This window comes from Pukyongiella litopenaei, from assembly GCF_003008555.2.
Classification (GTDB): Bacteria; Pseudomonadota; Alphaproteobacteria; order Rhodobacterales; family Rhodobacteraceae; genus Pukyongiella; species Pukyongiella litopenaei.
This window is the reverse complement of the sequence record NZ_CP027665.1, coordinates 3,834,733-3,847,977: the sequence shown is the minus strand read 5'-3', so window position 1 is coordinate 3,847,977 and position 13,245 is coordinate 3,834,733. Positions and strand designations below refer to the sequence as shown.

Here is a 13,245-nt window from a genome sequence, read left to right as displayed (position 1 = left end):
CCGGCGACATTAGAGCAATCGCGGAGGCGGGAAAACTGCAATCTGGCCGAGGCTGCCATCTGGTCAAGCCCGCCGGTGCGCGTTACCCATCTGAAAACGTCATCAGAACCGGAGCCCGTCATGACCCGTCCCACCCCGATCCGCTTTGTCGAAACCGATCTCGATTCGATGGCCGAGGCCGAGGGCCGGGTGGCCGTGCTGCTGGCGCCCGACGGGCGGATGAACCCGGCGGCGCGGCGGGCCAATCGGCTGACCCGGGGCGCCCTGGCGCGGCTGGTGGACAGCGACGGGTTCGCCAAGGCCAAGCCGGGCGACGTGATTTCGCTGGCCTGGCCCGCGGGCCTGCGGGCCGAGGCGCTGGACGTGCTGCTGCTGGCTCCGAACGCGACCGATCTGGATGCCCGCCGCGGCGGCGCCAAACTGGCCGCCCGGAAGGGCGACAAGCCGCTCGTGCTGTTCGCGGCCAGCCATCGCAGGGTCGCCGAACTGGCACTCGGGCTGGCACTGCGCGACTATCGGTTCGACGCGCACAAGACGGGCGAGGAAAGCGGCGCCGGACGGACGCCCGCCGGGATCGTGATCCAGCACAACAGCCCCGATGCCGCGGACGAGGCCGCCGCGCCGCTGCTCGCGGTGGCCGAGGGCGCGCACATGACCCGCGACCTGGTCAACGAGCCGGCCAACGTGCTGACCACCACCGAGTTTGCCGCGCGGGCCGAGGAATTGCGCGGTCTTGGCCTCGAGGTCGAGGTGCTGGACGAGGACAGGCTGCAGGAACTGGGCATGCGCACCCTGCTGAGCGTGGGGCAGGGTTCCGAAAGCCCGACCAAGGTCGTGGTGATGCAGTGGAAGGGCGGCCGGGACGGTGACGCGCCGCTGGCGCTCGTCGGCAAGGGGGTCGTATTCGACACCGGCGGCATTTCGCTGAAACCGGCGGCGGGCATGGAGGAGATGACCATGGACATGGGCGGGGCCGGCGTCGTCACCGGCACCATGCGCGCGCTGGCGCTGCGCAAGGCCCGGGCCAATGTTGTCGGCCTGATCGGGCTGGTCGAAAACATGCCGTCCGGCAACGCGACACGGCCCGGCGACGTGGTGCATTCGATGAAGGGCGACACGGTCGAGATCATCAACACCGATGCCGAGGGGCGCCTGGTGCTGGCCGATGTGCTCTGGTACGCGCAGGACCGGTTCGACCCCGCCGGGGTGATTGATCTGGCCACGCTGACCGGTGCCATCGTGATCGGGCTCGGACATGAAAACGCGGGCGTGTTCTCCAACGATGACAGCCTGTGCAACGCCTTTCTCAAGGCCGCCGCCGCCGAGGGCGAGGGCGCGTGGCGGATGCCGCTGGGCAAGGCCTATGACAAGGCGTTGAAATCGCGCATCGCGGACATGAAGAACGTGGGCGGGCGCCCCGCGGGTTCGATCACCGCCGCGCAGTTCCTGCAGCGGTTCATCAAGGATGGAACGCCGTGGATTCACCTCGACATCGCCGGGGTCGCATCGGTCGGCAACGACACCGATTTCGCGCCCAAGGGCGCAACCGGCTGGGGTGTCGCGGCGCTCAACCGGCTGATTCAGGACCGGTTCGAAACCGGGATGTGATATGCTGGACCGGGACCAGAGGGAGACTGGACGATGTTGATTCCCGCGACGCGCTATCACGATTGCGAGGCGGCGCTGTCCTTCATCACCGGCGTGCTGGGGCTGCATGCCCATTCGGTCTATCGCGACGATGCCGGGGCGATCGTTCACGCGCAGATCGCCCTGGGCCGGGGCATGATGATGTTCGGCCCCCATGGGGACGGGGAATTCGACCGTTTCATGGTGGACCCGGCGCAGGCGGGCGGCGAAACCACAACCATCTACGCGGTGGTCGATGATGTCGCGGCGGCGCGGGATCGCGCGGTTTCCGGCGGCGCCGAGATCGTGATGCCGATGCGGGATCAGGATTACGGCGGCTCCAGTTTCACCATTCGCGACCCCGAAGGGCATATCTGGACCTTTGGCGACTACGATCCCTGGCCCACCGAAGACTGAAGGACAACACGGGATGGGCGCGGTCTACTTCTATCACCTGACCCGGCAGCCGCTCGAGCGGACCCTGCCGATGCTGCTGGGCAAGGCCCGCACCGCCGGCTGGCGGGTGGCGGTGCGCGGGGTGAACGCGGACCGGCTGGCCTGGCTCGACGACCAGCTGTGGCTGGGCCCCGAGGACCAGTTCCCCGCCCACGGCCTGGCCGGCGGGCCCCATGATGCCGACCAGCCGGTGCTGCTGACCACGGGCGCGGCCGCGAACGGGGCGCAGTGTGTCATGTGCATCGACGGGGCCGGGATCGGCGCCGATGAGGTGGCCGCGCTGGATCGGGCCTGCGTGCTGTTCGACGGCAACGACCCGGCGGCGCTGGACCGCGCCCGCGCCCAGTGGTCGGCGCTGACCGGGGCCGGCGCGGCGGCGCAATACTGGTCCGAGGCATCGGGGCGCTGGGAAAAGAAGGCCGAACGCTGACCGGCCCGGATCGAACAGGCCGGGCGCAGGTCGATTTGGGCTCTTGCGTGGGTCAGGCCGAGCGTTTAAACGGACCTCCGCCGATGCCGCATTAGCTCAGTTGGTAGAGCAATCGCTTCGTAAGCGATGGGTCGGGGGTTCAAGTCCCTCATGCGGCACCAGCAGATCCCCGCAAGGCATTGTAATCAATCGGGAATCGATGCCACGGGCGTTCGGATTTCGCATGCGGTTGCGCGGCCTGAAAATCCACGCCGTCCCGCGTCAGCCGGGGTTCTCACCGGTTTGTTCGCCCGTCTCGGTCAGGATATGGTCGAGCGGGATGTCATGCGGTTGCGGATAGATCGTGGGCAGCACCGCCATGTCAAAGCCGATGCCGATGCTGTGGGGCCGGGGCGACAGCGCCGCCAGCGTCCGGTCGAAATACCCCCCGCCATAGCCGAGCCGATAGCCGTCCCGCGTCCATCCGACCAGCGGGGCCAGCGTGATCTGGGGGGTGATGGCCGGCGCATCGGGCGGCGGCACGGGTATGTTCCAGTCGCCGCGCACCATCCGCGTGTCGGGCGTCCAGCGCCGGAACACCAGCGGGGCGGCCTTTGTCTCGACGATCGGCAGCGCGATCACCACGCCGGCGGCGTGCAGTTCGGCCATCAGCGGGCGCAGATCGGGTTCGCCCTTGATCGGCCAGTAGGCGGACAACACCATCCCGCGCGCGCCAACGAACCGGTCGCGCAACAGCCCGCGCAGGTGTCCGGCTAGCGCCGCGCCGATCGCGTTGCGTTCGGCAACCGACAGGGCCATCCGCGCCGCCCGCAGCCGCGCCCGTTCGGCCTTGCGCCACCGGGCCACATCACTGGCCTGTTGCGCATCGACGGCCAGCGGATCGAAATAGTCGGGGGCAATCTCTGCCGCATAGCAGGGCGGTGACGAAAACCCGCCCTGGCAGCGAAAGCTCTTGAAGGGGTCGCTCATCGGTCGCCTTTCTCATCCTGGTCCAGAAGCTGGCACAGATAGCGGCGCAGGACGACCGCGTTGTTGTGGTCCTCGTCCTTGGAGGCATAGAGCAGCGTCACGATGCCCTCCCGCGCATGGTCCGCGATCTCCCGCAGCTTGTCGCGATGCTGGTCGAGTTCGGCGCCATAGCGTGCCGCGAAATCGTCCCAGCGGTCGGGATGGGCGTGAAACCATGTCCGCAGATCGTCGCTCGGGGCGATGTCGCGCTCCCAGGAATGCAGGCGCGCGCGATGCTTTGCCATTCCGCGCGGCCAGATGCGATCGACCAGGATCCGCCGCCCGTCCGAGACGCGGGCGGCCCGATAGATCCGCTTGACGCGGATGTCTTTGGTCGGGTGGGGCGGGCCGGGGTTCATGGGGGACAGCTTCGCCGGTCAGAGCAGCGACGGAACCGAGCGGGGTTTCGCATCCTCGACCGCCATATGCAGAGACCGCGCGATCCGCTCTGCCCGTTCGATCAAATGATCCGCCCCTTCGGGCGTGCAGGTTTCGCGGGCGGTTTCCCGGAACAGCACCAGCCAGCGTTCAAAGTCGGACCAGTTGACCGGCAGGCTGGCATGAGCGGGCACCGGGGCGCCGCGATAGCGCCCGGTCATCAGCGCCACCGAAGACCAGAAGGCCGACATGCGTTCGAGATGGGGCTCCCAGTCGTCGATCCGCGCATCAAAGATCGGGCCCAGCACCGGGTCGGCGCGCACCTTGGCATAGAAGCGATGCACCAGCAGGGTGAGGATCTCGTCGTCGAGACCGGTCTGCGCCATCAGCGTGGCGGTCATCTGGGGGCGCACCGAAACGAGGTCGGGATCGACCGGGTAAGCGACTGGGGAATCGACTGAGGACATGGGTCACTCCGGCGTTTTGGGGTTTGCAGATGAGGCTACGCCTGTTAATAGGTATTGTAAATGCAGATTGAAGGGTGCGCCATGCGTCTGACATCCTTTACCGATTACGGGCTGCGCATGCTGATGCGGATGGCCAGCGCGCCGGGACAGGCGTTTTCGACCGCCGATCTGGCGCAGGAATTCGGGTTGTCGCGGAATCACTTGACCAAGATCATGCAGCAGCTGGCCCGTGGCGGCATCGTCGAAACCCGGCGCGGCGGGGGCGGGGGCGCGACCCTGCGGCACCCGCCCGCCGAGATCCGGCTGGGCGACGTGGTGCGGCTGCTCGAACAGGGCCAGGTCCTGGTCGAGTGTTTCGGCGCTGACGGCAATGCCTGCACCATCGACGGGTGCTGTCGGCTGAAATCGCGGCTGCGCCGGGCCGAGCATCGGTTTCTGGAAGATCTGAACCTGTCCACACTCGCGGACATCGCCTTGCCCGCCCGCGCGGCCGCCTGACCGCACAGGTGGGCAAGGCGGGTGGGCAAGGCGATGCAATACCCCATTGAATACGAAAGGAACATCTCATGACAAGCTGGCTGCCGACATTGATCACCGCCACCCCGGAAGAGGGTTATGAACTGGCCATCAAGCTGTCGCGCGTGGCGGTCAAGGCGACCCAGCCCGACGCCGATATCCGTGACCGTCTGCGGCCTGAATATGCCGAGGATGCCGAGGCGCTGATCGCCGTCAGCCATGTGGTCGCCACCCATTTCGCCACCGTTGCCGCGGCGAATGACTATTGGCGCCAGACCGAATGAACGCGGTCGAAAAACAGGATGACGGCTTTGTGGTGGATGCCGGGATCGTCGCCGAGGCCTTTGGCATTCCGGCGTCGAAGGTCCGGACCCTGATGCGCGAAGGCGCGATCACCACGATCAGCGAGACCGGGCAGGGCGAGGACGAAGGCCGCTGGCGGCTGACATTCCGCTATGGCGCGCGCGCCTTGCGCCTGACGGTGGACGAAACGGGCGCGATTCTGGCCCGGTCAACTTATCCGGTAGCGCCGCGCGATACGGCCGACCCGGCCTGACGGCCCTTGCCGGCGATCCATCGGTTCGCCACCGGTCCCGGACACGCGGCCTGAACACACGGTCGATTTCGCCACATTGACATTCTGACGAAAACGCTCAGTTTCCCCTGGATGCAGGCAGCGACTGATGACCCGGATATGTTTCCCAGCCCGCCAATTGCCCTCGGCCGGATCCTGACCCGCTGCGCGGTGGCGGGGCTGGCCTGTGCCGGAACCGGCGTGGCGCTGGCGGGGCAGCCCGATGACCCGCATCTGCGCATCGTGCCGCGCACCGATGCGGAAACCGCGCGGATCGAGGCGGTCACCGCGCCGGCCACCGGATTTGCCGCCGCCGAGCCCTTCGAGGAGATGAGCGCCGGGGCCGCGACGGTGCGGGTGCGGCGCAACCGCGACGCCTTTTCGCAGCCGTCGGCCAATATGGAGCTTGCGCGCGAACTGGATTTCAAGGTCGGCAACGGGCTCTTCCGCAAGCTCTGGGTGTCCTCTCCGTCCTCGACCCGGGCCAGCGACGGGCTCGGACCACTGTTCAATGCCCGGTCCTGCCAGCGCTGCCACGTCAAGGACGGGCGCGGCCATCCGCCCGAACATGAAGGGGACAGCCCGGTGTCGATGTTCCTGCGCGTTTCGGTGCCGGGCGGCGATGCGCCGGACATTCCGGGGTATCACGCCACGCAGCCGCACCCGGTCTATGGCGGGCAGTTGCAGGATTTCACCCTGGCCGGGCTGGCCGCCGAATACCGGCTGGTCATCGACTATCTCGACAGGGTCGTGGAGCTTTCGGAAGGGGAAACGGCGATCCTGCGCGCGCCCACATATACGGCCGCCGAGCCGGGCCATGGCGCGTTCGGCAACGATACCATGTTCAGCCCGCGCGTCGCGCCGCAGATGATCGGACTGGGCCTGCTCGAGGCGGTGCCGGCCGCGGACATCCTCGCATGGGCCGATCCCGACGATGCCGATGGCGACGGCATCTCGGGGCGGCCCAACATCGTCTGGTCGCGCGAATTCGACCGGCCGATGCTGGGCCGGTTCGGCCACAAGGCCGGGATGCCGACCATCCGCGAACAATCCGCTGCCGCATTTGCGAGGGATATCGGCATTTCCAGCCCGCTCTTTCCCGCCCCGTGGGGCGATTGCACCGCCGGTCAGCCAGCCTGCCGCGATGCCCCGCACGGGGACGGCGATGCCCGGGTCGACGAGATCGACGGGACCGGCATGGATCTCGTGACCCATTACAGCCGCAACCTGGGCGTTCCGGCCCGCCGCAGGGTCGCGGATCCGCAGGTGCTGCGGGGCAAGCAGGTCTTCTATGACACCGCCTGCACATCCTGTCACCGGCCCAAATTTGTGACCCACCGGCTCGAAGACCGGCCCGAGCAGAGTTTTCAGTTGATCTGGCCCTATACCGACATGCTGCTGCATGACATGGGCGAGGGGCTGGCCGACAACCGCCCCGAGGCGGTCGCCGATGGCCGCGAATGGCGCACGCCGCCGCTATGGGGGATCGGGCTGACCCGGCAGGTCAGCGGCCATAGCTATTTCCTGCATGACGGTCGGGCGCGCAGCCTGCTCGAGGCGATCCTGTGGCATGGCGGCGAGGCGCAGGCCGCGCGCGATGCCGTTGTCGCCATGTCCGCCGCCGACCGTCAGGCGCTGATTGCCTTTCTGGAGAGCCTCTGATGCGGTGTCGTTTCACGATTTTCGCCGCGACGCTGTGCCTGTGCGGACCGGCCGCTGCCGAAACAGCCCTGAGCGATACGGTTGCGCTGGCCGTATCCGATCACGTCCTGCCTGCGGTGTCCGCCTTTGAACAGGGTGCGGGCCGCCTGGATGATACCGCGCGGGCCGGGTGCGGCGCGGGACCGGACCGCCTGCGCGCGGCGTTCCACGCCACGGTCGACGACTGGACGCGCATGAGCCACCTGCGGTTCGGCCCGACCGAGGACGAGGATCGTGCCTTTGCCATCGCGTTCTGGCCCGACAGCCGCGGCAAGACGCCCAAGGCGCTCGCCGGGCTGTTGTCGGGGGATGCGGCCCTGCTGGAGGACGCCGACGCGTTCCGGCAGGTTTCGATCGCCGCGCGCGGGCTCTATGCGCTCGAATTCCTGTTGTTCGACGAACCCACCATGACCACCGGCAGCGCCGCGGCCCGGTGCCTGCTGGTCCGGGCCATCGCGCGGGACGTTGCCGCGAATGCGGTGGCCATCGCCGGGGCGTGGCGCGGGGGATATGCTGCCGACCTCACCGAACCGGGCGAGGGCCGCCGCTATCGCAGCGACACCGAAGCGGCGCAGGAGCTGTTCAAGGCCCTGTCCACCGGGTTGCAATTCACCGCGGATGCGCGTTTGGGCCGTCCGCTGGGCGGCTTTGACCGGCCGCGCCCGAACCGGGCGGAACTGTACCGGTCGGGGCGGTCGCTGCGGCAGGTCTGGCTGTCTCTGGAAGCGACCCGCGACCTTGCGCTGATCCTGGCGGCAGGTGCCCCGGATCTGGCGGACCGACTGGACCAGGCCTATGCGCACGCGCTGCGCCAGGTTGACGCCCTGGCCGACCCCTCGCTGGCGGGCGTGGCCGACCCGCAGGGCCGGTTGCGGATCGAGGCCCTGCAGCAATTGGTGAACGACATCCGCGATCTCGTCACCACCGAGCTTGGCCCGATCCTGGGGGTGGCGGCGGGGTTCAATTCACTGGACGGAGACTGACCGTGACCCATCGGCGAGGATTCCTGGCGGGACTGCTGGCTGCGGGCCTGGTGCCGCGATCCGGCTGGGCCGAGGCCGGATCGCCCGCCTATCTCAGCGCGGCCCGCAGCGCCGGTGGCGACTATGTCCTGGTCGGCCTGTCGGAAACGCTCGATGAGGTGTTCCGCCTGCCGATGCCGTCGCGCGGACATGCGGCGGCGGCGCATCCGGCACGGCCGCAGGCGGTGGCCTTTGCCCGCCGTCCCGGCATGTTTGCACTGGTGATCGATTGCCGGACCGGGCAGGTTGCGCACCAGCTCACCGCGCCCGGGGGGCGCCATTTCTATGGGCACGGGGTGTTTTCCCCCGACGGCACCCGGCTGTTCACGACCGAGAACGACCATGAGAACGCGCGCGGTGTCGTGGGCGTCTGGGACGTGGCGGCGGGATATGCCCGCATGGCCGAATTCGGCTCGGGCGGGGTCGGGCCGCATGACATCGCCCTGTTGCCGGATGGCGAAACCCTGGTGCTGGCCAATGGCGGCATCGAAACCCATCCCGACAGCGGCCGGGCCAAGCTCAACATCCCGACCATGGCGCCGAACCTGTCCTATCTCGATTTCAACGGCAACCTGCTGGACCTGGCCGAACCGGACCGGCCGCTGCGCCGCAACTCGATCCGCCACCTGTCGGTGCGCCGTGATGGCCAGGTCGCGTTTGCGATGCAGTGGCAGGATGACACCCATGACGGGGTGCCGTTGGGCGGGCTGCACCGGCGGGGCGGGGCGTTGTCCCTGTTCCGGGCCGAAACCGGGCTGTGGCGGGACATGCAGGGCTATGCGGGCAGCATCGCCTTTTCGCGCGCGGGCGATCGCGTCGCGCTGACCTCGCCCCGCGGCAACCTGTTTGCGACTTTCGACGCGCGGTCGCTGAACCTGCTGGAAATTCTGCGCCGGTCCGATGTCTGCGGGGTTGCCGAGGCCCGCTCCGGGTTCGCGACCACCGGCGGGGACGGGTCCGTGGCGCTAACTGGCCAGCCCGTCCGCCAGGTGCCGGGACTGGCCTTTGACAATCACCTCGTGCGGGTGCGCGAATTCTGAACGCCGATGGCGTTCGTCGTGGCCTGCGCTCTCTGCCCCGGCAGCCATATGGCCTGCCGGTTCTCATTTCTTATAGAAAAACTCGGATTGACAATCCTGACTGAACAAGTCAGCTAAAGGGGGGATAAAACTGGCGTGATCATGATGTTGACCGAGCCCGAACACCCGGACCCGACGGAACCGCGATCTGACTTTCGTCCGCCCGAGCCGGACAGGCTGACCCTTGGCGATGTAACCGGAGACCACCAATGGCCGCAGGACTGGAACCTGGAAGCGCTGCTGGACCGGATCGCGGACGGGCGGAGGAACCGGTAGGCGCGGATGAGGGGGCATCCGAACCGCCCGCCGATGCCACAGGCGCGGCCGTTCCCTGCTGGCAGGCCAAAGACCTGACCGAGGGCGGCCAGCTGGCCCGCATTCGCCTGGGTGACGCCGATTACATGCTGCGCATCACCCGGTCGGCCAAGCTGATCCTGACCAAATGACCAACCCGCCCGGCAGGCCCGTGCCGCGCCAGCAACCCATACGACTGACACCGAAAGGAACCCCGACATGAAACACGTCCTCCTCGCAACCACCATACTGGGGCTGGGCAGTGCCGCCATGGCCGGAACCAGGGCCGAGGTTCTGAACACCTATGCCGATATCGCGGCGGCGGGCTACCAGGACAGCGTCACCACCGCAAAGGCGTTGCAGGCGGCGGTGAACGCCCTTGTCGCCGACCCGACCGAGGACACGCTTGCGGCGGCGAAAGAGGCATGGCTGGCCGCGCGGGTGCCGTATCAGCAGACCGAGGTGTTCCGGTTCGGCAATGCCATCGTCGATGACTGGGAGGGCAAGGTGAACGCCTGGCCGCTGGACGAGGGGCTGATCGACTATGTCGACGGGTCCTATGGCGGGCCGTCGGATGAAAACGAATTCGCCGTTCTCAACGTGATCGCGAACCCGAGATTCACGCTGGCCGGCGAGGAGATCGACGCGACCGAGATCACCCCGGAACTGCTGTCCGAAACCCTGCACGAGGCGGACGGGATCGAGGCCAATGTGGCCACCGGGTATCACGCCGTCGAATTCCTGCTCTGGGGGCAGGACCTGAACGGGCACGGCCCCGGCGCGGGCGCCCGTCCGGCCACCGATTTTGCCACCGGCGATGCCTGCACCGGCGGCAATTGCGACCGCCGCGCGGATTACCTTGTCGCCGCGACCGACCTGCTGCTCAGTGATCTGGAATGGATGGCCGCGCAATGGGCCGAGGGCGGCGAGGGCCGGGCCACGATCACCGCCGACGAAGACAAGGGCATCGTGGCCATGCTGACCGGCATGGGGTCGCTGTCCTACGGGGAACAGGCGGGTGAACGGATGCGGCTGGGCCTGATGCTGAACGACCCCGAGGAGGAACATGACTGTTTCTCGGACAACACCCACAACAGCCACTATTACGATGGCCAGGGGGTCCGGAACGTCTATCTCGGGCGCTATACCCGCATCGACGGATCGGATGTCGGCGGCGCGTCCCTGTCCGATCTCGTGGCCGCCGCTGATCCGGCGCTGAACGACGAGATGATCGGCAAGCTGGACACCACCATGGCGGCGCTCGGCGCGATCAAGGAGGCGGCGGAAGGCGGCTTTGCCTATGACCAGATGCTGGAGCAGGGCAGCGAGAAGGGCGAGGCGCTGGTCATGGGCGGCGTCAACGGCCTGATCGACCAGGCCAAGACCATCGAGCGGATCGTTGCCGCGCTCGGGCTGGAGAATATCGAATTCGAAGGCTCGGACAGTCTCGACAACCCCGGTGCCGTGTTCCAGTAGCGGCCCGGATCGACCTCCTGCGCGCGATTTCCCTCGGGCGAACCGGAGGCGGCTGATTCGGCGCGGTCGGTGATCTTGTCGCGTCTGGATCGGGGCAGGGGGCGCAGTGTTCTGCGTCCCCGTGTTTTTTTGAAAGGGCCGCGGGTGAATACCTGATATTATTGGTAAAGTTCTGCTGGTCTGCCGCAAATAATCCGACTAATATTATCGGGTATGAGATTTCCGCTCAGGATCGACCCGTGATCGTCTGTCATTGCATGAACATATCGGACAATGAGATCCACGACGCCATCGACTGGATGCGCGCCTCCGACCCCGACACGATCATCAGCCCGGGCAAGATTTATCACGCCCTGGGAAAATCCGCCGATTGCGGCGGCTGCATGCCGCTCTTCCTCAGCACGATGCGCGGCAACTCAAACCTTGAAGTGCCACTGAATCTCCGCGACCATGTTTCCGAACAACGAGGAGACAGCGGACATGAAGGGCGATCCAAAGGTCATCGAGTATCTGAACAAGGCGCTGCGTAGCGAACTGACCGCGGTCAGCCAGTACTGGTTGCACTATCGGCTCCAGGACGACTGGGGGCTCGGCCGCATGGCCAAGAAGAGCCGCGAGGAATCCATCGAGGAGATGGAGCACGCGGACAAGCTGATCGAGCGGATCCTGATGCTCGAAGGCCATCCCAACCTGCAAAAGCTCGACCCGATCCGGACCGGGCAGTCGCCCAAGGAAACGCTGGAATGCGACCTGGCCGCCGAGGAAGAGGCCCGCGCGCTCTACAAGGAAGCCCGCGATGCCTGTCATGCCGCCGGCGACTATGTGACCATGGCCCTGTTCGAAGAGCTTATGGCCGATGAAGAAGGGCATATCGATTTCCTCGAAACCCAGCTGGACCTGCACGCCAAGATCGGCGCTGAGCGGTATGCCCAGCTGAACGCGACCACGATGGACGAGGCGGACTGATCCCGCCAGACCCCGACCCGGCCCCGAACCTGTCTGACAGGCTTCGGGGCCGGCGTTGAGATTGCGCAATTTCCCACGGGCAGGGCGTGCTGGTGCTGTCGGGTCGGGTTTTCCGCGCCCGAGAGACCAATTGTGACATATCAGCCATATGTTTTCCCGCCGATCCGAATCTCGCGACCATCTGGCCAGACATCGTTGCATTTGGCGGTGGAGATGCCGATGATATGGAGTTAACGCTACCATGGCGCAGGCCATTGGTCGCGTCGGATGTCATATCTATGCGAGGAGACAACATGATTAACGAGTTCAAGGATTTCATCGCCAAGGGCAATGTCATGGACATGGCCGTGGGCATCATCATCGGTGCCGCCTTTACCGCGATCGTCACGTCGCTGGTGGGCGATCTGATCAACCCGATCATCGGCCTGTTCACCGGGGGCGTCGATTTCACCAACAATTACGCCGTTCTGTCAGGCGAGGTCCCGGCGGGTGCCAGCCTCGAGGCGGCGCGCGAAACCGGCGCTTCGGTCTTTGCCTACGGCGCCTTCCTGATGGCGGTCATCAACTTCCTGATCATCGCCTGGGTCGTGTTCATGCTGGTCAAGATGGTGAACCGGGTCAAGGAAGCCGCCGCCAAGAAAGAAGAGGCCGCGCCCGAAGCGCCGGCAGGACCGACCGAAAAGGACCTGCTGATGGAAATCCGCGACGCACTGACCAATCGCGGCCCGGCCGCCTGATGATCTCCGGCCCGATGGCGAGGGACGGCATCCAAGCCGCTGCTGTCGGGCCGACCCGGTTTAGTTTCTGAACGGGCGGGTTCTTTCCCGTGCGTGACGGCGGCCTGCGGCCAGAGGCAGACCGTATTGCTCGCTATCGCAGAACAGGTGGCGTCGTCCCGGTCGGTTCAAAACCGCGCGGGACATTTTGTCAGTCTGACGCTTGCGGGCATGAGATCGGTCCGTCCGGTTTCCGGTTCCCTGATGGAAACACAGTAATCAGGCCCAACCGCAGGTCCCGGTGTTCAGTCCCACCCGCACAAACGTCAGGAGCAGCGAGATGCTCCGATCGCAGCCAAATCGAGAGACCGCCTTGGCGGGGGATAGTGGCGGAGAGACAGGGATTCGAACCCTGGGTGGGCTTGCACCCACAACGGTTTTCGAGACCGCCCCGTTCGACCACTCCGGCACCTCTCCGCGGGGGTCTGGGGGCTGCGTTTAGCTGCCTTCTTCGCGGCTGGCAAGGGCCGATTTTC

General features: G+C 66.7%; 16 protein-coding genes, 2 tRNA genes and 1 pseudogene. 15 read left to right on the top strand and 4 right to left on the bottom strand.

The window, feature by feature from the left end:
• Positions 1-120 precede the first annotated feature (120 nt).
• The 4 genes from C6Y53_RS18750 to C6Y53_RS18735 all read left to right on the top strand — a co-directional run bounded on the left by C6Y53_RS18750 (position 121) and on the right by C6Y53_RS18735 (position 2,673).
• A complete protein-coding gene (locus C6Y53_RS18750; RefSeq protein ID WP_106473813.1) occupies positions 121-1,608 on the top strand; it encodes a leucyl aminopeptidase in 1,488 nt (495 codons plus the stop codon).
• A 33-nt stretch (positions 1,609-1,641) separates the two neighbouring features.
• Positions 1,642-2,043, top strand: coding sequence for a VOC family protein (locus tag C6Y53_RS18745; protein ID WP_106473812.1), 402 nt, complete (start codon positions 1,642-1,644; stop codon positions 2,041-2,043).
• Between the two features lie 13 nt (positions 2,044-2,056).
• A complete protein-coding gene (locus C6Y53_RS18740; protein ID WP_106473811.1) occupies positions 2,057-2,512 on the top strand; it encodes a DNA polymerase III subunit chi in 456 nt (151 codons plus the stop codon).
• An 85-nt stretch (positions 2,513-2,597) separates the two neighbouring features.
• Positions 2,598-2,673: transfer RNA gene (locus tag C6Y53_RS18735), tRNA-Thr, on the top strand.
• A gap of 100 nt (positions 2,674-2,773) precedes the next feature.
• On the opposite strand, the gene C6Y53_RS18730 is transcribed toward C6Y53_RS18735, so the two are convergent.
• From C6Y53_RS18730 to C6Y53_RS18720, 3 genes are read right to left on the bottom strand one after another with little or no spacing between them, the layout of a single operon-like run.
• The gene (locus C6Y53_RS18730) at positions 2,774-3,481 is read right to left on the bottom strand and encodes a 5-formyltetrahydrofolate cyclo-ligase (protein WP_106473810.1); all 708 of its coding nucleotides are present in this window, start codon (positions 3,479-3,481) and stop codon (positions 2,774-2,776) included.
• Positions 3,478-3,879 (bottom strand): DUF488 domain-containing protein, encoded by a 402-nt coding sequence (locus tag C6Y53_RS18725; RefSeq protein WP_106473809.1) that lies wholly within the window; start codon positions 3,877-3,879, stop codon positions 3,478-3,480. Before C6Y53_RS18725 ends, C6Y53_RS18730 begins: the two co-directional genes overlap by 4 nt.
• Before the next feature lie 18 nt (positions 3,880-3,897).
• Positions 3,898-4,365, bottom strand: a complete 468-nt coding sequence (locus C6Y53_RS18720; RefSeq protein WP_244614893.1) for a group III truncated hemoglobin — start codon at positions 4,363-4,365, stop codon at positions 3,898-3,900.
• Positions 4,366-4,446: 81 nt separating this feature from the next.
• Between C6Y53_RS18720 and C6Y53_RS18715 the strand changes: the two genes are divergently transcribed.
• The 11 genes and pseudogenes from C6Y53_RS18715 (at position 4,447) to mscL (ending at position 12,730) form a co-directional block, all read left to right on the top strand.
• Positions 4,447-4,863: an Rrf2 family transcriptional regulator gene (locus C6Y53_RS18715; RefSeq protein ID WP_106474202.1), complete on the top strand. Its 417-nt coding sequence runs from the start codon at positions 4,447-4,449 to the stop codon at positions 4,861-4,863.
• Positions 4,864-4,931: 68 nt separating this feature from the next.
• A complete protein-coding gene (locus tag C6Y53_RS18710) occupies positions 4,932-5,165 on the top strand; it encodes a hexameric tyrosine-coordinated heme protein (protein ID WP_106473807.1) in 234 nt (77 codons plus the stop codon).
• The gene (locus C6Y53_RS18705; protein ID WP_106473806.1) at positions 5,162-5,437 is read left to right on the top strand and encodes a DUF6522 family protein; all 276 of its coding nucleotides are present in this window, start codon (positions 5,162-5,164) and stop codon (positions 5,435-5,437) included. Before C6Y53_RS18710 ends, C6Y53_RS18705 begins: the two co-directional genes overlap by 4 nt.
• A 138-nt stretch (positions 5,438-5,575) precedes the next feature.
• A complete protein-coding gene (locus tag C6Y53_RS18700; protein WP_106473805.1) occupies positions 5,576-7,117 on the top strand; it encodes a di-heme oxidoreductase family protein in 1,542 nt (513 codons plus the stop codon).
• Positions 7,117-8,139, top strand: a complete 1,023-nt coding sequence (locus C6Y53_RS18695; protein ID WP_106473804.1) for an imelysin family protein — start codon at positions 7,117-7,119, stop codon at positions 8,137-8,139. Before C6Y53_RS18700 ends, C6Y53_RS18695 begins: the two co-directional genes overlap by 1 nt.
• Positions 8,140-8,141: 2 nt before the next feature.
• Positions 8,142-9,218, top strand: coding sequence for a DUF1513 domain-containing protein (locus tag C6Y53_RS18690; RefSeq protein WP_106473803.1), 1,077 nt, complete (start codon positions 8,142-8,144; stop codon positions 9,216-9,218).
• Positions 9,219-9,559: 341 nt separating this feature from the next.
• Positions 9,560-9,703: pseudogene (gene hemP / locus C6Y53_RS21310) on the top strand (hemin uptake protein HemP); the annotation flags it as partial.
• 67 nt (positions 9,704-9,770) lie between these two features.
• Positions 9,771-11,027, top strand: coding sequence for an imelysin family protein (locus C6Y53_RS18680; protein WP_106473801.1), 1,257 nt, complete (start codon positions 9,771-9,773; stop codon positions 11,025-11,027).
• A 239-nt stretch (positions 11,028-11,266) separates the two neighbouring features.
• On the top strand, positions 11,267-11,557 hold the full coding sequence (locus C6Y53_RS18675) for a (2Fe-2S)-binding protein (RefSeq protein WP_106473800.1): 291 nt from the start codon (positions 11,267-11,269) through the stop codon (positions 11,555-11,557).
• Positions 11,508-11,993 (top strand): bacterioferritin, encoded by a 486-nt coding sequence (bfr, locus tag C6Y53_RS18670; protein WP_106473799.1) that lies wholly within the window; start codon positions 11,508-11,510, stop codon positions 11,991-11,993. Before C6Y53_RS18675 ends, bfr begins: the two co-directional genes overlap by 50 nt.
• Positions 11,994-12,286: 293 nt before the next feature.
• On the top strand, positions 12,287-12,730 hold the full coding sequence (gene mscL, locus C6Y53_RS18665) for a large conductance mechanosensitive channel protein MscL (protein WP_106473798.1): 444 nt from the start codon (positions 12,287-12,289) through the stop codon (positions 12,728-12,730).
• A 366-nt stretch (positions 12,731-13,096) separates the two neighbouring features.
• Here the strand turns inward: mscL and C6Y53_RS18660 are convergent.
• Positions 13,097-13,186 (bottom strand) — tRNA-Ser (locus C6Y53_RS18660).
• Positions 13,187-13,245 lie beyond the last annotated feature (59 nt).